This window comes from Pseudomonas glycinis (assembly GCF_054871425.1).
The window spans coordinates 342,741-363,755 of record NZ_JBTYHF010000001.1 but is presented as its reverse complement, the minus strand read 5'-3'; the positions used below and the strand labels follow the sequence as shown (position 1 = coordinate 363,755).

At 61.2% G+C, this 21,015-nt stretch carries 11 protein-coding genes and 1 riboswitch; of the genes, 9 read left to right on the top strand and 2 right to left on the bottom strand.

Annotation, left to right across the window (positions count from 1 at the left end):
• Nucleotides 1–8: 8 nt before the first annotated feature.
• Complete coding sequence (locus ACYSTU_RS01615; protein ID WP_498995352.1) at nt 9–7,772, bottom strand: dermonecrotic toxin domain-containing protein; 7,764 nt, start codon at nt 7,770–7,772, stop codon at nt 9–11.
• 304 nt (nt 7,773–8,076) lie between these two features.
• Here ACYSTU_RS01615 and ACYSTU_RS01610 point away from each other — a divergent pair, with 304 nt between their 5' ends.
• The 7 genes from ACYSTU_RS01610 (at nt 8,077) to astE (ending at nt 15,958) form a co-directional block, all read left to right on the top strand.
• Nucleotides 8,077–9,297: an aspartate aminotransferase family protein gene (locus ACYSTU_RS01610; protein WP_016773586.1), complete on the top strand. Its 1,221-nt coding sequence runs from the start codon at nt 8,077–8,079 to the stop codon at nt 9,295–9,297.
• 246 nt (nt 9,298–9,543) lie between these two features.
• Nucleotides 9,544–10,563 carry an arginine/ornithine succinyltransferase subunit alpha gene (gene aruF, locus ACYSTU_RS01605; protein ID WP_024014015.1) on the top strand — a complete coding sequence of 340 codons (1,020 nt, stop codon included), beginning with the start codon at nt 9,544–9,546 and terminating at the stop codon, nt 10,561–10,563.
• A gap of 51 nt (nt 10,564–10,614) precedes the next feature.
• A complete protein-coding gene (gene astA / locus ACYSTU_RS01600) occupies nt 10,615–11,640 on the top strand; it encodes an arginine N-succinyltransferase (RefSeq protein WP_024014014.1) in 1,026 nt (341 codons plus the stop codon).
• A complete protein-coding gene (gene astD, locus ACYSTU_RS01595) occupies nt 11,637–13,106 on the top strand; it encodes a succinylglutamate-semialdehyde dehydrogenase (RefSeq protein ID WP_164558284.1) in 1,470 nt (489 codons plus the stop codon). The genes astA and astD overlap by 4 nt, the downstream gene beginning before the upstream one ends.
• Nucleotides 13,107–13,244: 138 nt before the next feature.
• A complete protein-coding gene (gene astB / locus ACYSTU_RS01590) occupies nt 13,245–14,591 on the top strand; it encodes an N-succinylarginine dihydrolase (protein ID WP_498995346.1) in 1,347 nt (448 codons plus the stop codon).
• Between the two features lie 56 nt (nt 14,592–14,647).
• A complete protein-coding gene (locus ACYSTU_RS01585) occupies nt 14,648–14,938 on the top strand; it encodes a hypothetical protein (protein WP_016773591.1) in 291 nt (96 codons plus the stop codon).
• A 12-nt stretch (nt 14,939–14,950) separates the two neighbouring features.
• Nucleotides 14,951–15,958: a succinylglutamate desuccinylase gene (gene astE / locus ACYSTU_RS01580; protein WP_016773592.1), complete on the top strand. Its 1,008-nt coding sequence runs from the start codon at nt 14,951–14,953 to the stop codon at nt 15,956–15,958.
• Nucleotides 15,959–16,119: 161 nt separating this feature from the next.
• On the opposite strand, the gene ACYSTU_RS01575 is transcribed toward astE, so the two are convergent.
• Nucleotides 16,120–16,629 carry a 6,7-dimethyl-8-ribityllumazine synthase gene (locus ACYSTU_RS01575; RefSeq protein WP_122746819.1) on the bottom strand — a complete coding sequence of 170 codons (510 nt, stop codon included), beginning with the start codon at nt 16,627–16,629 and terminating at the stop codon, nt 16,120–16,122.
• Nucleotides 16,630–16,732: 103 nt separating this feature from the next.
• Nucleotides 16,733–16,904, bottom strand: a riboswitch (FMN riboswitch).
• Between the two features lie 277 nt (nt 16,905–17,181).
• Here ACYSTU_RS01575 and ltaE point away from each other — a divergent pair.
• A complete protein-coding gene (gene ltaE / locus ACYSTU_RS01570; protein WP_217878692.1) occupies nt 17,182–18,186 on the top strand; it encodes a low-specificity L-threonine aldolase in 1,005 nt (334 codons plus the stop codon).
• A 146-nt stretch (nt 18,187–18,332) separates the two neighbouring features.
• Nucleotides 18,333–20,948, top strand: coding sequence for an alanine--tRNA ligase (alaS, locus tag ACYSTU_RS01565; RefSeq protein WP_498995341.1), 2,616 nt, complete (start codon nt 18,333–18,335; stop codon nt 20,946–20,948).
• Nucleotides 20,949–21,015 lie beyond the last annotated feature (67 nt).

Below are 21,015 nucleotides of genomic sequence, written 5' to 3'. Positions count from 1 at the left end.
GGCCGAGTTCAATCGGTGTCGATGCTGCTGGAAAAATCATGGAAGTCCTCAAACGACTGATACACGGTGTCGTTGCTCGCCTGTCGCTCCGCCAGGCGCAGTTGATACGCCGCCTCATAACGCTGCAGGCGCTGCTGGCTTTCTGCGGTCAGCGGGTTGTCGCCGAAGGCATATTCGGTCAACACCTCGCCGGGCTGTGAAGGAAACTCGCCCGGCAACTCGGTAATCGCGTTCCCGGACAAGTCCGCGTACATCAATCGAGGCAGTTCGAACAGGCCATCAGGCACCTTGCTCAAGGCGCAATTGCCCAGACGCACATCGGTCATCTGCGGGAAATGATTCAGATCCGGAGCCATGTTGAGTGGATTGTCGCTCAGGTCCACGGATCTCAGGTTTCTCAGCGTTCTGAAGGCTTCTGCGGTCTGCGCAGTCAGCGTGATTTCACAGCCAGGCAGATACAGACTGTGCAATCTGTCCATTCCGAAGATTCTGGGGGGAACCTCGCGCAACGGATATTTGCGGATGGTGATGCTTTTGAGTTTGGGAAAAAGCGCCAACAATTGATCGACCCTGGGCGGCGCGGACGCTCCGCTTGTCAGTCGCAACTCTTCGATATGGTCGAAGCTTGCGGCCAGCGCCGGCAGCTCGCCGGTGAACGAAATGTCGCAGGTAACTCTTGGGTCCATGATGAACGTGGGCGCCCGGCGCAGGTCGGTTTCCAGATCTCGCCTGAAATGTTGGCGATTGCGTGTTTCCCTGGCTGCCGCGTCGTTCGCCAGTGGCATTTGCGTGTCAGGATCGTTGGGGATCTCGTTTGCCCAGCTATCCAGGCGTTCGAGCAGACTGGTGAGGCCGGTTTTGCGGCGCATCAGCTCAAGACGTCCATCGGCCAGCGTACCCGCCAGCTTGTAGACCAGATCGTTGGCATCGAAGCCGGACAGCGACGGGTAAAGGCTTTGCGCCAGATCGATGTCGTCCTGTTGGACCCAGACACCGAAATTGTCGGCTTTGGCCTGGAAAGCGGCTTTGACACGTTCTCTGGAAGCAACCGACAACGGGTTGGCGCCCAGTTCCATGCCGCGACCGGAATAACGCGTCAGCTCCGTCGGCACTTCGATGATGTTGTTGTCGCTCAGCAATGCAACTTCCAGCTGCGGCAGCTGTTCCAGCCCGGCAGGAACGCTATCGATTCCGGTGCTGGTCAGATCGATGAACGTCAGGTTCTGCAGTGCCGACACATCGGGCGTGACCTGCAGCGGATTGCTATACAAGTCCAGAGATTTCAAGCGGGTCAGCGTGGACAAGACCGCTTGTCCGGCAGGATCCAGTGTGATCTGGCACTTGCTCAGCATCAACGTTTCCAGCGACGGCAGGCTTTGCAGCGCTTGAGGCATCTGGCCCAGGGAAAAATCCTGCAGTTCCAGGCCCTGCAATCCGCTGAAGCTGGTGAGAAAACCGTCGGAAACCTTCAGTGCCGGATTGCCCTGCAGACTGAGATGGGTGATGTGACTGAAGTCGGTGGCCAATTGCGGTAACTCACCGGTAAATGCCGCATTGGCATTGAAGGTGTTGAACCGTAGTGCTGAATTGTCGGTGCGCCTGCCGCGCCACAGTTGTTCGAGGCTTTCGCTGAATTTTTGTCTCTCGGCGAGTTCTGCGGCTTTTTCCTGCGCAGTCCATGGCCGTTCTGTCGATGGATTGTTGACTGGCAGACGCTCACGCCATGCGTTGAGATCGCCAATCATGCGGGCGATTTCGCTCTCCCACCTGATCAGTTGCGCCGTGCCGGTCTGTAATGTCCCGGGCAGGCGATAAATCATGTTGATCGCAGCGTTTTCCCCAAGTCGCGGGAACAGTCTCTGCGCCATGGCAATGTCAGCCGATGGCGGCTTGATCCGGAAGTTGCGCCCGTGTGCCGCGTAGTAGAACTTGACGCGCTCGCGGGCATTTATCGACAGAGGGTTGTCGTTCAGATAGATGCCGTCGGCCTTATCGGGCTTGAGGCTGAAGATAGCGTCCGGCAGCTCGGTAATCTGGTTGTTGGCAAGCGAGAGCTCTCGCAGCAGCGGATGCTCGGCGATGCCCTTCGGCACGCTGGTCAGATCGGTATGGCCAAGTAAAAAGTGGGTTACCTTGGGCAGGGTGGTCAGATCGGGCGCGTTTGACAGTGGGTTGTGGCTCAGATCGAGCAGCCGCAACTCGGGCAGGGTGCCGAGTAGTTGCTGCCCGGCAGGTGACAGTGTCAGCGCGCAGTCATTCAGTTTGAGCTCTTTGAGATACTGCAGGCGGCCGACGAATGAGGGTATGTCATAGAGCGTGAAGGCTTTCAATTTCAGCGTCTGAAGATTCGGGAACAAGGCAGCGAACGGCTCCAGTCCGGCGGTCGTCACGTTGCCGGTGAGCTTGAGGCTGGTCACGTGATCGAAGTTGACACTCAGGCGCGGCATTTCGCCGAGAAACTTCAGGTCTGCCGCAAACAATGCGCTGCGCTTGCCGCTTCCCATCGATCTTTCGCTCCAGAAATCCTCCAGCAATAGCTTGAAGTCCGAGCGTGCGGATCGTTGCGCCAGATGCTCGCTTACGCTCAAGGCCTGGCCTGTGACCGGGTGCGCGGACAGAATTGCCGAGGCCCAGCGGGTCAGGTCATCGCGCATCTGTTGCTGCTCCGCTTTCCAGCGAAGGAGCTGTTTGCGGCTGTCGCCCAGATTGCCGGGCAAGTCGTAGATCATCTCGCTGGCCTCCTGCTTGTTCAAACCGGGAAACAGCTGCCGGGCGAGGCTGACATCCTGCTCGGGCGCCAGGACGTCAAAGTCGTTTCGATGGATGCGGAAGTAGTTTTTGATCTGATCGCGCGTTGCTGCCGATAGCGGATTGTCGGCAAGGTCAATGCCGTCACTGCGCTCGGCGGGGAGGTCGAACAGCGCCTCCGGCAATTGCGTGATGCGGTTGCCCGAGAGGGCTGCGATTCGTAACCCCGGATGGCTGCTCAGTCCTTCGGGAACGACGGTCAACCCGCAGTTGGACAGGTCGAGATGGAACAATTCCGGCAACAGGTTCAGGTCGGGGAACGTTCCCAGCGGATTGTTGCTCAGGTCCAGCGTATCCAGGGCGGTGAGTGACAGCAGCGCAGCCTGGTTTTCCGGGGTCATGACCACGCCACAATTCTTCAGCTCCAGATCGGTCAGCCGAGGCAGTTTTGCTTCGCCCAGCGCCAGCGGTTCCAGTTCGAAGCCGCTCATTTTCAGCTTGGCAAGGTTGGGCAAGCACTCCACGAAGCGCAGGACGGCGGTGATATTGGCGTTGCCAACGAGGTTCAACCGGGTAACGCGCTCCAGACCGGTGCTGAGTATCGGCATATCGCCACTGAAGGCCGCCGTTGCCCTGAGTTCTTCAAGGCGCGGGTACGTGGGCGGGCTGCGCCAGAATTGTTCGATCTGTTGCGCAAAGTCTCGCCTGGCATCCAGTTCGCGGGTCTGCGTCTCGAGCGGCAGACGTTCTCCCGATTCGGCGGCAGTCACGGCGGCCTGGTTGATCCATTGGCTGAGTTCGAGATTCAGAACGCCGAGCTCATTTTCCCAGCGTGACAACTGTGCTCCGCACTCGGCCAATGGCCCGGGCAATCGGTACAAAACCCGTGTCGCGCCTTCGGTGTCAAGGGAAGGGAACAAGGCGATGGTGCGCTGCAGATCCTCCTGCACAGGCCGGACCCCGAAGTGCTTGCCGGTGTGCTCGTAAAACACTTTGACCCGTTCGCGAGAGGCCGCGGTCAACGGGTTGTCTGCAAAGGTGTAACCGTCGCTGAGGGAGCTGGCCAGGTTGAAGAACTTTTCCGGTATCCGCGTGATGCGGTTGCGATCGAATTGCGCCGAGATCAAACGCGGATGATCCAGCAGATCGTCGGGCACCGTATGAATGCCGGTGTCCGACAGATTGACGTAGCGCAACGAAGGCATCGCGTGCAGGTCCGGCGGCAAGCCCAGCGCATTGCCTTGCAGATCGAGCAGGGTAAGTTGTGGCAAGGAAGCCAGCACCGACTCTGTGACCGTTGTCAGGCTCACTAGGCAATCGCGTAAACGCAGTTCGCGCAGCGAGGGCATTGAAGTCAGTGCTTGCGGCAGGCTGGGCAGATTGAGGTTGCGCGCATCAATATTCTGCAACTGACTGAAGGACTGCAGAAAGCTGTCGACAGATGTGGTCATCGGGCTGCCATCAATGGCGAGCGAGGTGATATGGCTGAAGTCCGCTGACAACACCGGCAAGTCGCCCATCACCGCCGGTGTAAGGCGCAAGGCGTATCCGGCGGCGAAGCCCTGTTGATTGATACCCGTGACGTGCTCCCGCCTCCAGGCTTTGAGCAATTGCTCCCTGAGCAGCCTGCGATTCTGGAGTTCGGCGCGCTTCTCCAGCGGCGTCAGCGCCGTGCCGGTTTCGGGATGCAAGGCGGGCGGATTGTTGGCCCAGACATGCAGCTCGTTCTGCAATTGCAAGTAGTCATTTTGCAAGCGAAGCATCTCTGCGCGCGGGCCTGCGGGACTCCTGCGCATGCTTTCGGCGAGAAAGCGCATCTCATGATTCGACATGCGTGGATAGAGCACGCGGATGTCTTCTTCGAGGGTGTGTGGCTGGTACGCGGGACGCGGCGGACGCGGAGCATGGGCGTAACCGTCGGTACCCAGCAGGCGCAGGGTATCGACAGCCGGCGCTCGGGACGGCGTATCGGCAATCATTTCACGCCACTCGTGGCGCTCGAGCGTACGTTCGCGAATGGCCGCCTTCAGCGCCTGACTCTGACCGATGCGCAGGTCCAGGCTCTGGCGCTCGCTGTCGGGCAATGCGTACAACAGGCTGGAATAGAAATCAGTGAATGAGTGCAGCTGCTGCCCACGATCGTCATAAGGTTGATATTGGCCATCGTCGCGGCGAACCAGCACCTTGTATTCGGGCGCATCGTCACGGCCGATGGTGTCCAGTAATGCGCCCTCGTAGCGCCCGTCACGGATTTCGATGCGCACATCACCACTCCAGCCCGGCAGCAGTTTGAGGCTGTGCAGCGCCAGAGAGTCAGAGTCGGGGTTGCTCACCGAGGCCAGCTCAAGGCCTTCATACGCGCGGGTGACGCGCACCTCGTCACTGGCCATCTGCATGAGCGTCTGTTGGCGCGCCGGCAATTGTCCTTCGCTGATCTGCAGCAGTTCGCTGCCGGTCGCGGTATCGAGCAGTTCGCGGGTAATGCTGGCCGGCAATTTTGGAGGGTGGGTCTTGAGTCTTTCCGCCAGCGGGTCGTCGAGGTGCTGAAGGGCTTGATAACGCGACTCGAACAGTGCGCTTGTGTTGCGTCTGGCGAGGTCCGCCACTTGCTTGCGCAGGTTCTGGCTGCGGACCTCGATGGACGGCGTCGGTCCGGCGAAGGGCTCGTCCAGCAAGGCTTTGATCTGCGTCTCGTCGAGGGTTTGGAGCAGGGTTTTGAGCACGTCGCCACCGATCAGTTCGCCCTGGCGCAGTTCGGTCACGGGCAGGGTTGTGTCGGCGGACGATTGCCACAGTTGCTGGCCTTGGCGATCGAGCAGACGCAGGCATTTGTCGCCTGGCCAGCGGCCGTATTCGCTGAGCACCTGCAGCTGCGTGACCGGATCGGCGCGCAAAAAAACTTCGGCGTCATCGCTGTCGAGCTGGTCGATGAAGCGTTGCAACTGCTGATCAAGCTTGAAGCGCTGAATGCTGTCGGCCAGCAGCGGCGGGACCTTTTCCTGCTCGACATGCATTTTGCGCAACGCGTCTTCGCTGGTTCCGCTGATCTGCAGGACGGTTTCGCGCTCGCTCGCGGACAAGCTCTCGACCGCAGGGCCGATACGGCGCAGCGCGGTTGCGCCATCCCATTCCAGCGGTTGCTCGAGTTCAGTGTGCCAGGCACCTTCGCCATTGTGGCGCAGCACCGGTTGGTATGCGTCGGGGCGACTCGGATGTTTGATGCGGTACTGCCCCGGCACCTGACTTTCCGTGACTGCAAAGTGCGCGTCCTCCAGGGGCAGCAGGCGCTTGTCTTCATGGGTATGCAGACCCAGCGCATCGGGTTGCGAATCGGCAGTCGGGCGCTGCGGATGTTTGTAGCGTTCGAGATCCGGTTGCCAATAGCGGGTGTCACCATTGGCCAGTTGTACCGGTTTGAAGCGGTCGATGAACGCCACGATTTCCTTGGGCAATACCTTGCGAAACTCGGCCGCGCCAATCGCACCGCCGACGGCGAACATGCCCAACTGGATCATCGATTCCACGGTGCCCATCAAGTGTTCGACCGCTTCGGTCGTGCGTCCCTGCGCCCACTCGACAATGCCTTCGAATACTTCATCGAGCATCTGATAGGCCATGTACGCCATCATCGCTTCACCGAGCACCGGCACGAAGGGCGCGACGATCATCGCGGCGGTCTGGGCGATGGAAGAGAGGATGTTGACCAGCGAATCCCAGAATGCCCAGCGCGCCCTTTGATCAACCAGGGCAGTCGGTACGGCAATGGTACGGGCGTCATTGAAAATCTTGTTCAGCTTTGCCTGGTACAGGTGTTGCCAGACATCGTCGTAAAACGGCGTCAGCGCAGTCTGCAGATCGGGCCGCTCCACCGGGGCTTCGCGCCACGCCGGCAGCGGGTCGCCGGGTTTGTGCGGATGCCAGCGGATTTCACTCAGCCGGCTGTTGAGCGTGCTGAAGAAGAAACCGCGCTGGTCGTGATTGACGAAGCGGCTGAAGAACTGCTGATAGTCCCTGGAGCGCAACTGGCGCGTCAGTTCCACGACCATTTCCAATGGCGAGGCGTACTCCTTGAACGGATGTTCGGGGTCATCCGGGACGTAGGCGACGACGCGCGCTGCATTGCGTGTCATGTACAGGTCCGGGGCGAATACCACGATGCCGGTCAGCGGTGCGCAAAGCATCGTCATGTCATGACACAGCAGCGGGGCGCCATGCACATGCAGGCCTTTCACGCCGTCGAGCATGGCCTCGATCGTGCGTAACGCGTTTTCCGAGACATCGCGGTTCATCCGCGCCCATTGCAGGGCAGACTTCATCGCGGCCTTCTGGCTGGCGTCGATTTTGCCGCGCAAGACCGACGCGACCATCGGATCGGAATAGCCCAGATTGTCTTCCAGACTGGCTTTGTATTTCGCGCCGATATCCAGTCGACGGCATAGTTTTGTGAAAGCGGAAATGCTCAGTTTCGCCTTGATCTCGGGCAGGGTTTCAAACTGCCCTGTGGCCGAGGGGGCGCTGGTGAATGTCGACTCGGCTTCGAAGGCGTTGTCTTCGGTTTCCCTGTCTTCGAAGTTATGCAGCGCAGCCTCAAGCAGTGACACGGACCAGGCGCGGGCGCCGGTGCGGATCGGAAACCACGGGGTGGTGGCGGGAATGTACAGGCGCACGTAGGTGTTTCTGACATCCAGTTCCAGATCGAAGCAGCTTTTCAGCTCGGCCTTGAGCAGGGGCTCGGCGAAGGCCGCAGCGTCCTGCAAGTGCTCCAGGCTTTTATCGACCCGGCTCTGGGCGCTGATATGCGCCGCCCCAAGGCTTTTCATCAGCGCATGCTGTTCGGCTGGCGCGTTCTTGAGCGCGGCCGACTGCTGCGGGAGGCTGCTTTTCAGTGCTTCTCGCCGAGTGGCTGAGGTGTCGCCCAGCCAGGCGGGAATCGCGTTTTTCAGTGGTTGATAATGCTCGTCCGCATGGTGCGCGTCAGTTGCGTCATCCGGGATTGCCGATGGGGGTGCTTCAGACAAATGCATGGCCATTCCTTGGCGTTGGGAAGAACCCTCAGCAAATCAGCAGCAAGCGCCCCCCGTGCGGTAGATATTTATGTCTCTGCCGTGGGGGCTGACTTGGTATCCTGCGCGGCCTGCCGCAAATCGGCCGCGCCCGGTAAACTGCGCCTTTGCGACGCTATATGTCGCATTGCCGTAAACCCGGGAAAATCCGGGGTTTGCGCTATAAGAAGTTGTCGCTTGGCGACAAGGCCGGGCACCCAACTGTCCTTACAATCCCCTCATCGCTCGCCAGTTCCAGGCGGGTGTTCCTCTTCAGGAGACTCCGATGTCCGTTGAGCACGCTGCGGTACAACGCGCCGATTTCGACCAGGTAATGGTTCCCAACTACGCGCCTGCCGCTTTCATTCCGGTGCGTGGCGCCGGTTCCCGGGTCTGGGATCAGGCCGGCCGCGAGCTGATCGACTTCGCCGGCGGGATTGCCGTCAACGTCCTGGGCCACGCGCATCCGGCGCTGGTCGGTGCCTTGACCGAACAGGCGAACAAGCTGTGGCACGTGTCCAACGTGTTCACCAACGAACCGGCCCTGCGTCTGGCGCACAAGCTGATCGACGCCACGTTTGCCGAGCGCGTGTTCTTCTGCAACTCCGGCGCCGAAGCCAACGAGGCCGCATTCAAGCTGGCCCGTCGCGTCGCATTCGACCGTTTCGGCACCGAGAAATACGAAATCATCGCCGCGCTGAACAGCTTCCACGGCCGTACCCTGTTCACCGTCAACGTCGGTGGCCAGTCGAAGTACTCCGACGGTTTCGGCCCGAAAATCACTGGCATCACCCACGTTCCCTACAACGATCTGGCCGCGCTGAAAGCCGCGGTGTCCGAGAAGACCTGCGCGGTCGTGCTCGAGCCGATCCAGGGCGAAGGCGGCGTGCTGCCGGCCGAGCTGGCTTATCTGCAAGGTGCCCGCGAACTGTGCGACGCGAACAACGCGCTGCTGGTGTTCGATGAAGTGCAGACCGGCATGGGCCGCAGCGGCAAGCTGTTCGCCTACCAGCATTACGGCGTGACCCCGGACATCCTCACCAGCGCCAAGAGCCTGGGCGGCGGTTTCCCGATCGCGGCAATGATGACCACCGAAGCGCTGGCCAAACATCTGGTCGTCGGCACCCACGGCACCACTTACGGCGGCAACCCGCTGGCCTGCGCCGTTGCCGAAGCGGTGATCGACGTGGTCAACACCCCTGAAGTGTTGAATGGCGTGAACGCCAAGCACGACAAGTTCAAGACCCGCCTGCAACAGATCGGCGAGAAATACGGCCTGTTCACTCAGGTACGCGGTCTCGGTCTGCTGATCGGTTGCGTGCTGAGCGAAGCGTGGAAAGGCAAGGCCAAGGACATCTTCAACGCCGCCGAACAGGAAGGCCTGATGATTCTCCAGGCAGGCCCGGACGTGATCCGTTTCGCCCCGAGCCTGGTGGTGGAAGACGCCGATATCGACGCCGGTCTCGACCGCTTCGAACGTGCTGCGGCGAAGTTGACGCAAGCCTGATGGACCTTTCGGCGCCTGGAGTTTTTCCGGCGCCGAACCAATTTTTGATACCGGGCACATTCACCTGTTGGATTGAACCAGTGGTGAGGGGATTTATCCCCGATGGGCTGCGCAGCGGCCCTGGATTTTTGGGGGTGCTTCGCCCCCCAGCGGGGATAAATCCCCTCGCCACAAGTCCCATTCCTGCATCGATCTTTATGTGGGCCCGGTTTTTTCTGTGAATATTGAAGAGAAAGGAGTGACACCATGCTGGTGATGCGCCCCGCGCAAATGGCTGATCTGGGCGAGGTACAGCGTCTGGCTGCGGACAGCCCGATTGGTGTCACTTCCTTGCCGGATGACGTGGAACGTCTGAGCGACAAGATCGCCGCGAGCGAAGCCTCGTTCGCCGCCGAAGTGAGCTTCAACGGTGAAGAGAGTTACTTCTTTGTCCTCGAAGACTCGAGCACCGGCAAACTGGTCGGCTGCTCGGCCATCGTCGCTTCCGCCGGTTATTCGGAGCCGTTCTACAGCTTCCGCAACGAGACTTTCGTCCACGCCTCCCGCGAGCTGAAGATCCACAACAAGATCCACGTGCTCTCGCAGTGCCACGACCTGACCGGCAACAGCCTGCTGACCAGTTTCTATGTGCAGCGCGAGCTGGTCGGATCGCCATGGGCCGAGCTCAATTCCCGTGGCCGTCTGCTGTTCGTCGCCAGCCACCCGGAGCGTTTTGCCGATTCGGTGGTGACCGAGATCGTCGGTTACAGCGACGAGAATGGCGACTCGCCGTTCTGGGATGCGATCGGGCGTAACTTCTTCGACCTCAACTACGCCGAGGCCGAGCGCCTGTGCGGGCTGAAAAGCCGCACCTTCCTCGCCGAGCTGATGCCGCATTACCCGATCTACGTGCCGCTGCTGCCGGATTCCGCCCAAGAGGCGATGGGCCAGGTGCACCCACGGGCGCAGATCACCTTCGACATCCTGATGCGCGAAGGCTTCGAGACTGATCATTACATCGACATCTTCGACGGCGGCCCGACCCTGCATGCACGCGTGTCGGGGATCCGTTCGATCGCCCAGAGTCGCGTGGTGCCGGTGAAAATCGGCGAGCCGGTCAAAGGCGCCGGGCGTCAGTACCTGGTGGCCAACGCGCAGTTGCAGGATTACCGCGCGGTGTTGCTGGAGCTGGATTACGCGCCGGGCAAACCGGTGACGCTGGATATGGAAGCAGCCGAAGCCCTGGGCGTCGGTGAAGGTGCCAGCGTGCGCCTGGTGGCGGTTTAACGCCTTAGCGAGTTTCACGGGTGGCGCGAGCGGCCCGTTTGAGGAGATAGCATGATTGTTCGTCCCGTACGCAGCAGCGATTTATCCGCGCTGATCGACCTGGCCCGCAGCACCGGCACCGGCCTGACTACCTTGCCGGCCAACGAAGAGCGCCTGACCCACCGGGTCGGCTGGGCCGAGAAGACCTTTCGCGGCGAAGCCGGGCGTGGCGATGCCGACTATCTGTTCGTGCTCGAAGACGATGACGGCCGCGTGGTGGGGATTTCCGCCATCGCCGGCGCGGTTGGCCTGCGTGAGCCCTGGTACAACTTCCGCGTCGGTCTGACGGTCAGCGCTTCGCAAGAGCTGAACATCTACCGCGAAATCCCGACGCTGTTTCTGGCCAACGACCTGACCGGCAATTCCGAGCTGTGCTCGCTGTTCCTGCACGCCGATTACCGCAACGGTCTCAACGGCCGGATGCTGTCCAAGGCGCGCATGCTGTTCATCGCTGAGTTCCCGGAGCTGTTCGGCAACAAGATCATCGCCGAAATGCGTGGCGTGTCCGATGACGCCGGGCGCTCGCCGTTCTGGGAAAGCCTCGGCCGCCATTTCTTCAAGATGGAATTCAGCCAGGCCGATTACCTGACCGGCGTCGGCAACAAGGCATTCATCGCCGAACTGATGCCGAAATTCCCGCTGTACACCTGCTTCCTCTCGCCGGACGCGCGCAACGTCATCGGCCAGGTGCACCCGGACACTGAACCGGCACTGGCGATGCTCAAGAGCGAAGGCTTCAGCTATCAGGGTTACGTCGACATCTTCGACGCCGGCCCGGCCATCGAATGCGAAACCAGCAAGATCCGCGCGGTGCGTGACAGCGAAGCGCTGGTGCTGGCCGTCGGCACGCCGGGCGATGACGCCACGCCGTTCATCATCCACAACCGCAAGCGCGAGGATTGCCGCATCACGGCTGCCCCAGCGCGTCTGGCTGCGGGCACCCTGGTGGTCGATCCGCAGACCGCGAAACGTCTTCAACTCAGCGCCGGCGATCAGGTTCGCGCCGTGGCGCTGTCCGCTGCACGGGAGTCGAAATAATGAATTCGCTATACATCGCAGGTGAGTGGCTGGCCGGTCAGGGCGAAGCCTTTCAATCTTTGAACCCGGTGACCCAGCAAGTGCTGTGGGCGGGCGAGGGCGCCACTGCCGCGCAGGTCGAATCGGCGGTTCAGGCTGCTCGCCAGGCGTTTCCTCAGTGGGCACGTCGCACCCTCGAGGAGCGCATCAGCGTCCTCGAAGCTTTCGCCGCTGCGTTGAAAAACCACGCTGACGAACTGGCTCGCACCATCGGCGAAGAAACCGGCAAACCGCTGTGGGAAGCCGCGACTGAAGTGACCAGCATGGTCAACAAGATCGCGATTTCGGTGCAGAGCTACCGCGAGCGCACCGGCGAGAAGAGTGGCCCATTGGGCGACGCCACCGCCGTGTTGCGCCACAAGCCCCACGGCGTGGTCGCGGTGTTCGGCCCTTACAACTTCCCCGGTCACCTGCCTAACGGTCATATCGTCCCGGCGCTGCTGGCCGGTAACAGTGTGCTGTTCAAGCCCAGCGAACTGACGCCGAAAGTCGCCGAGCTGACGGTCAAGTGCTGGATCGAAGCCGGTCTGCCGGCAGGCGTGTTGAACCTGCTGCAAGGCGCGCGGGAAACCGGTATCGCTCTGGCGGCGAATCCGGGTATCGACGGTCTGTTCTTCACCGGTTCGAGCCGCACCGGCAATCACCTGCATCAGCAGTTTGCCGGGCGTCCGGACAAGATCCTTGCGCTGGAGATGGGCGGCAACAACCCGCTGGTGGTCGATCAGGTCGCTGATCTGGACGCGGCGGTGTACACCATCATTCAGTCGGCATTCATTTCCGCCGGCCAGCGCTGCACCTGCGCCCGCCGTCTGCTGGTGCCGCAAGGCGCGTGGGGCGACAGCCTGCTGAAGCGTCTGGTTGAAGTCAGTTCGACCATTGAAGTCGGTGCCTTCGATCAGCAACCGGCACCGTTCATGGGCTCGGTGATTTCCCTCGGCGCGGCGAAAGCGCTGATGGATGCGCAGGAACAACTGCTGGCCAACGGCGCGGTGGCGTTGCTGGAAATGACGCAGCCACAGGCGCAATCGGCCTTGCTGACTCCGGGCATCGTCGATGTGACGGCCGTGGCCGAGCGTCCGGACGAAGAACTGTTCGGGCCGTTGCTGCAAGTGATCCGCTATGCCGATTTCGGCGCGGCGATCACTGAAGCCAACAACACCGCTTATGGACTGGCCGCCGGTTTGCTCTCCGATTCCGAAGCGCGTTACCAGCAGTTCTGGCTGGAAAGCCGCGCCGGCATCGTCAACTGGAACAAACAGCTGACCGGCGCCGCGAGCAGCGCGCCATTCGGCGGCGTCGGCGCCTCGGGCAACCACCGCGCCAGCGCCTATTACGCAGCGGATTACTGCGCATACCCGGTGGCGTCGCTGGAAACCCCGAGCCTGGTGTTGCCTGCCTCGCTGACACCCGGCGTGAAAATGGCGTAGCGCCCATTCGCGAGCAGGCTCGCTCCCACAGGGAAATGCATTCCAGTGTGGGAGCGAGCCTGCTCGCGAAGGCCGCGCCTCGGTCTTAAAGAATAGTTACTGAAGCCTATAACAACAGATTCTCGTGGAGCCTCGCTGATGAAATCCTATGAAGTCAATTTTGACGGTCTAGTGGGGCCGACCCATAACTACGGTGGTCTGTCCTACGGCAACGTCGCCTCGCAGAGCAATAGTCAGCAATCCTCGAATCCGAAGGAAGCGGCGCTGCAAGGTCTGGCAAAAATGAAAGCGCTGATGGACATGGGCTTTCAGCAAGGCGTGCTGGCTCCGCAGGAACGTCCTGATGTGGCGGCGCTGCGTCGTCTGGGCTTCAGTGGCACTGACGCGCAGGTGATCGAGCGCGCCGCCAAAGAAGCGATGCCGCTGCTGGTCGCCAGTTGCTCGGCGTCGAGCATGTGGGTGGCCAACGCCGCCACGGTCAGCCCAAGTGCCGACACCGCTGACGGCCGCGTGCACTTCACCGCCGCCAACCTCAATTGCAAATATCACCGCAGCATCGAACACCCGACCACCAGCCGCGTGCTCGGCGCGATGTTCGCCAATCAACAGCACTTTGCCCATCACGCCGCTTTGCCGGCAGTGGCGCAGTTCGGCGACGAAGGCGCGGCCAACCACACGCGTTTCTGCCGTGAGTACGGCGAAGCGGGCGTCGAGTTTTTCGTGTTCGGCCGCAGTGCGTTCGACAACCGTTTCCCGGCGCCGCAGAAATACCCTGCACGCCAGACCCTCGAAGCCTCGCAAGCCGTCGCGCGTCTGCACGGTCTGCGTGACGAAGGCGTGGTCTACGCGCAGCAGAACCCCAACGTCATCGATCAGGGCGTGTTCCACAACGACGTGATCGCCGTGGGCAATGGTGAAGTGCTGTTCTATCACGAGGACGCGTTTCTCGAGACCGACAAGATGCTCGCCGAACTGCAAGGCAAACTGGCCAAGGTCGGCGGTAACTTCCAGTCCGTTTGCGTGCCGCGTTCGGCGGTCACCGTGGATGACGCGGTGCGTTCCTACCTGTTCAACAGCCAATTGCTCTCGCGTCCTGACGGTTCGATGCTGTTGATCGTGCCGCAGGAATGCCAGGCCAACGAACGCGTCTGGGCTTATCTGCAAAGCCTGACCAGTTCCGGCGGGCTGATCCGCGAAGTGAAGGTCTTCGATCTCAAGCAAAGCATGCAGAACGGCGGTGGCCCGGCGTGCCTGCGTCTGCGCGTGGCGCTGAATGAAACCGAACTGGCGGCGGTCAACCCAGGGGTTATCATGACGGGCCCGTTGTACGGTTCGTTGACCGCATGGGTTGAAAAGCACTACCGCGACCGCCTGAGCGAAACCGACCTGGCGGACCCGCAGTTGCTGCTTGAATGCCGGACGGCACTGGATGAACTGACGCAAATCCTTAAACTGGGCGCGGTTTATCCCTTCCAGATCAATTGATCGCCAGCGCGCTGCCTGAACGCGGCGCGCGGCGTGTCACCCAAGAGAGTAAAAACATGAGCGATTCCCTGCAGCTGATCCTTGAAGACACCGACGGCACGCAATTGCAAACCTCGTGCACCCGCGTTGCGGTCATGTGGCAAGGCAAAGAGCTGTGGATCCAGCAGGACGGCCGTGGCCAGCTGCTCATCGGCGTGGACGTCGAGGAAGGTGACGAAGAGTACGCCAACCTGCTGCTGCGCCCATTGGCGACTAATCTGGTAAGTCTGCAACTGGAAATGGAACCGGCTGACCTCGGCGCTGACGAGGATCACGTACACGGCCCGGATTGCAACCACGACCACTAAGGAAACCGCTCTATGCTCGCCCTCGGCAAACTGCTTGAACTGACCCTCGCCGGCCGTGAACCGGCGGAGAAGACTCAACTGACTGTCGAAGGCGTGCGCATGCGCTGGTTGAGCGAAGGGGCACTGGAAGTGCGGCCCCCGGAAGCGCGCGACAATGGCCTGGACCTGCTGCTGTCGGCAGGCATCCATGGCAACGAAACGGCACCGATCGAGTTGCTTGATCGGCTGCTGCACGACATCGCACGCGGCGATCTGAAGCCGCGCGCACGCATTCTGTTCCTGTTCGGCAACCCGGAAGCCATCCGCAAAGGTGAGCGTTTCGTCGAGCAGGACGTCAATCGACTGTTCAACGGTCGCCACGAACAAAGCAGCGGCTCAGAAGCGTTGCGCGCCTGCGAGCTGGAACGGCTGGCGGCGAGTTTCTTCAGCAAGCCCGAGCGCCAGCGTCTGCACTACGACCTGCACACGGCGATTCGTGGGTCGAAGATCGAACAGTTCGCCTTGTACCCGTGGAAGGAAGGGCGCCAGCATTCCCGGCGCGAACTGGCGCGCCTGCGCGCCGCCGGCATGGAAGCAGTGCTGTTGCAGAACAAGCCATCCATCGTCTTCAGTTCGTACACCTACGACAAACTCGACGCCGAGGCTTTCACCCTGGAACTGGGCAAGGCGCGGCCGTTCGGGCAGAACGACGGCGTTAACGTCTCACTGCTGGAAACCCGTCTGAAGCAAATCATCGAAGGCACTGAGCCGGAGACAGAAGAAGGGCTGGACGGCTTGCAGCTGTTCAGCGTGGCGCGGGAAATCATCAAGCACAGCGATGCGTTCCGCTTGAATCTGCCAGCGGACATCGAGAACTTTTCCGAGCTGGAACCGGGTTATGTGCTGGCCGAAGACCTGGCCAATACCCGCTGGGTGATCGAAGAGCAGGGCGCGCGGATCATCTTCCCCAACCCCAAGGTCAAGAACGGCCTGCGCGCCGGCATCCTCATCGTCCCGAGCACCGACGAAAACCTCGCCTGACGCAATCTGGCGGCTGGAGCAAATCCCTGTGGGAGCGAGCCTGCTCGCGAATGCTGACTGCCAGCCAAAAATGATGGTGGCTGACACACCGCATTCGCGAGCAGGCTCGCTCCCACATTTGAATCCGGGTGGGGCTTGAGTCCCCACCCGGCCTGGTGCAGTCAGACCGCTACCGCACGCGGCTCTGTACGACGCAGCGCACGAACTTTCTGCAGCGTGTCCGCGCAAGTCCGCGCTGCTTCCTGACCCTTGTGCACAAAGTGCTCGAAGAAGAACTTCTGATGCTCTTCGCCCGAATGGAAGTGATGCGGGGTCAGCGACACCGAGAACACCGGCACTTCGGTTTCCAACTGCACCTGCATCAGGCCGCTGACCACCGATTGCGCAACGAACTCGTGACGGTAAATGCCGCCGTCCACCACCAGGGCGGCGGCGACGATGCCGGCGTAACGGCCGGACTTGGCCAGCAGCTTGGCGTGCAGCGGCATCTCAAAGGCGCCGCCGACCTCGAAGAAATCGATGTCCGCTTCCTGATAACCCTGCACCAGCATTTCAGCGACGAAGCCTTTGCGGCTCTGGTCGACGATTTCCTTGTGCCAGCAGGCCTGGATGAACGCGACGCGCTCGCCCTGTGGGTGTTTGCTTTTGCTGTCGATTGCGGTGGGTTGCATGTTCTGACTCCTGTTTGTGTGAAAAACAGGGCGTTATGAATCGAAAGGGATGCAAGGGTGCGAACGCAGGCACGGATGCACGCGGACGGCCCTTTGGCGTCGATCCCGTTCTCTCTTCATCCGGACTATGACCGTCGGCCCCGGGATCACACCGGGTCTGCTGACCTTGCCGACGCACCCGACTCAAGTCGTGTGCAACGCCAAGCGCTCGCGGGCTATGCGCGTTGCGCGCAATTACCGCCGGTGGGGAATTGCACCCCGCCCTGAGAACGTTTTTGCCGCCCATAGGCGGGCGGCGGCAAGTTTGTAACACATATTTCCCGGCCATGCACATGACACTGTGGGAGCGAGCCTGCTCGCGAAAGCGGCTTCACATTCAATGAATATGCTGACTGTTACTCCGCTTTCGCGAGCAGGCTCGCTCCCACATGGGCTTTGTTTTCTCGAGGAAGAATGGGTTTTTTCCGCGTTCAAGGGTTGATTAATCTGCGCGATGACCGCAGTAATCCCACTTCACAAATGGATTTCCCCATCTGACCAGAGGCCAGGTTCATGAGCGTTATCGATCTTCGCAGCGACACCGTCACCCAACCGACTCCCGCCATGCTCGAGGCGATGACCGCAGCCGATACCGGTGACGATGTGTACGGCGAAGATCCGACGGTCAATCGCCTTGAGGCCGAACTGGCCAAACGCCTGGGCTTTGCCGCCGCGCTATTCGTGCCGACCGGGACCATGAGCAACCTGCTCGGCCTGATGGCGCACTGCGAGCGTGGCGACGAATACATTGTCGGTCAGCAGGCGCACACCTATAAGTACGAAGGCGGCGGGGCGGCGGTGCTCGGTTCGATTCAGCCGCAGCCGCTGGAGGTGCAGGCCGACGGTTCGCTGGATCTGGATCAGGTCGCCGCCGCGATCAAACCGGACGATTTCCATTTCGCCCGCACGCGTTTGCTGGCGCTGGAAAACACCATGCAGGGTAAAGTGCTGCCGCTGGAATATCTGGCGCGCGCCCGACGCTTTACGCAGGAGCATGGCCTGCAATTGCACCTCGACGGGGCGCGGTTGTACAACGCGGCGGTCAAGCTCGGCGTCGATGCCCGTGAGATCACTCAGCACTTCGATTCGGTGTCGGTGTGCCTGTCCAAGGGCCTCGGCGCGCCGGTCGGTTCGGTGCTGTGCGGCTCCGAGCAACTGATCGGCAAGGCGCGGCGTTTGCGCAAAATGGTCGGTGGCGGCATGCGTCAGGCCGGGTTGCTCGCGGCGGCTGGCCTGTACGCGCTGGATCATCACGTCGAACGGCTGGCGGATGACCATGCCAATGCGCAGTTGCTCGCCGAGGGTCTGCGTGAGGCCGGTTTCGTCGTCGAGCCCGTGCAAACCAACATGGTCTATGTGCAAATGGGTGACAAGGCCGCAGCACTCAAAGACTTTGCCGGCGAACGCGGGATCAGGCTCAGCGCCGCTGCGCGCTTGCGCATGGTCACGCACATGGACGTCAGCCGCGCGCAAATCGAACAAGTGATCGCGACATTCGTCGAGTTTTCACGCAAGTGACAGCGTCAGCCGTCCAATTGACCGTTTCTATCGTATAAACACGCTGTACCCCGCGCGCAGGGCCGATATAATGCGGCCCTTTGCCGTCGCTTCGTCTCACGACGTTTCGAACAGGCCTTTGGCCGCAGCCTCCGTGGAAGAACCTAATGAAAAGCGCAGAAATCCGTGAAGCCTTCCTTCGCTTCTTCGAAGAGCAAGGCCACACCCGTGTAGCCTCAAGCTCTTTGATTCCGGGCAACGACCCAACCCTGCTGTTCACCAACGCGGGGATGAACCAGTTCAAGGACTGCTTCCTGGGCCAGGAAAAACGTGCGTACACCCGTGCCACCAGCAGCCAGAAATGCGTGCGCGCCGGCGGCAAGAACAGTGACCTGGAAAACGTCGGTTATACCGCACGTCACCACACGTTCTTCGAGATGCTCGGTAACTTCAGCTTCGGCGACTACTTCAAGCACGACGCGATCACCTTTGCCTGGACCTTCCTGACTGGCGTGCTCAAGCTGCCGAAGGAAAAGCTCTGGGTCACTGTCTACGCCACCGACGACGAAGCGTATGACATCTGGACACAGAAAATCGGTGTGCCCGCCGAGCGCATGATCCGCATCGGCGACAACAAGGGTGCGCCGTACGCTTCCGACAACTTCTGGACCATGGGCGATACCGGCCCGTGCGGCCCGTGCACCGAAATTTTCTACGATCACGGCGAGCACATCTGGGGCGGCCCGCCGGGCTCGCCGGAAGAAGATGGCGACCGCTACATCGAAATCTGGAACAACGTGTTCATGCAGTTCAACCGCACCGCCGATGGCGTGTTGCATCCGTTGCCAGCGCCGTCGGTGGACACCGGCATGGGCCTGGAGCGGATCAGTGCGGTGATGCAGCACGTCAACTCCAACTACGACATCGACCTGTTCAAGAATCTGCTCAAGGCTTCGGCTGAAGCGATCGGCTGCGAAAACGGCGATCAGTCGTCGCTCAAAGTCGTTTCCGACCACATCCGTTCCTGCGGTTTCCTGATTGCCGATGGCGTGCTGCCGTCCAACGAAGGTCGCGGTTACGTGCTGCGCCGGATCATCCGTCGCGCCTGCCGTCACGGCAACAAGCTCGGCGCCACCGGCAGCTTTTTCTACAAGATCGTCGCGGCGCTGGTTGCCGAGATGGGCGAAGCCTTCCCGGAACTGCAGAAGCAGCAAAGCAACATCGAACGCGTGCTCAAGGCTGAAGAAGAGCAGTTCTCCAAGACCCTGGAGCACGGCCTGAAAATCCTCGAGCAGGATCTGGCCGAGCTCAAAGGCACCGTGGTGCCAGGTGACGTGGTGTTCAAACTCTACGACACCTACGGTTTCCCGATGGACCTGACCGCCGACATCGCCCGCGAACGCGGCCTGACCGTCGACGAAGCCGGTTTCGAGCGCGAGATGGAAGCGCAGCGTGTTCGCGCGCGTTCGGCCAGCTCGTTCGGTCTGGACTACAACACCCTGGTCAAGGTCGACGTGGCCACCGAGTTCACCGGTTACGCCGCCACCAGCGGCTCGGCGAAAATCGTTGCCATCTATAAGGATGGCCAGTCGGTCGACGTGCTGAGCGAAGGTCAGGAAGGCGTGATCGTGCTCAACCAGACGCCGTTCTACGCCGAATCCGGTGGCCAGATCGGCGACTGCGGTTTCATTCAGGCCGGCAGCAGCCGCTTCGACGTGCGCGACACCACCAAGACCGGCGGCGCATTCCTGCACCACGGCGTGCTGGCCTCGGGCAGCCTGACCATTGGCGCACCGGTGGAAACTCACGTCGACGCCGAAGTGCGTCACGCCACCGCGCTGAACCACTCGGCCACTCACTTGCTGCACGCCGCGCTGCGTCAGGTGCTCGGTGAGCATGTGCAGCAGAAAGGTTCGCTGGTCGACAGTCAGCGTCTGCGTTTCGACTTCAGCCACTTCGAAGCGATCAAGCCAGAACAGATCAAGCAGCTGGAAGACATCGTCAACGCCGAGATTCGCAAGAACTTCGCCGTTGAAACCGAAGAAACCGACATCGAAACCGCGAAGAACAAAGGCGCCATGGCGCTGTTCGGCGAGAAGTACGGCGACAGCGTGCGCGTGCTGAGCATGGGAGACTTCTCGGTCGAGCTGTGCGGCGGTATCCACGCCAACCGTACCGGCGACATCGGCCTGCTGAAAGTCATCAGCGAAGGCGGCGTGGCATCGGGCGTGCGTCGTATCGAGGCAGTCACCGGTGCTGCGGCGCTGGCCTACTTGAACGCGGCGGAAGAACAACTCAAGGAAGCGGCCAGCCTGGTCAAGGGCAGCCGCGACAACCTGATCGACAAGCTCTCGGCGGTACTGGAGCGCAACCGTCTGCTGGAGAAACAACTCGAGCAGTTGCAGGCCAAGGCAGCCAGCGCTGCGGGCGACGATCTGTCGGCCTCGGCGGTGGACGTCAAGGATGTGAAGGTGCTGGCCGCCCGTCTGGACGGTCAGGATGGCAAAGCGCTGCTGGCGCTGGTCGATCAGCTGAAAAACAAACTCGGCCGCGCAGTGATCCTGCTCGGCGGTGTCCATGAGGAAAAGGTCGTACTGGTTGCAGGCGTAACCAAGGACCTGACTGGCCAACTCAAAGCCGGTGATTTGATGAAACAGGCTGCTGCGGCAGTGGGCGGGAAGGGCGGTGGTCGTCCGGACATGGCGCAGGGCGGCGGTGTCGATGCCGCTGCGCTGGATGGCGCGCTGGCGCTGACCGTTCCATTCGTCGAGCAGGCTTTATAAGACGGCTCGCCGGGCCCGCAGTCTAGTGGCTGGCCCGGCGACTGTTCGAAAGATTATTGGGCGCCCT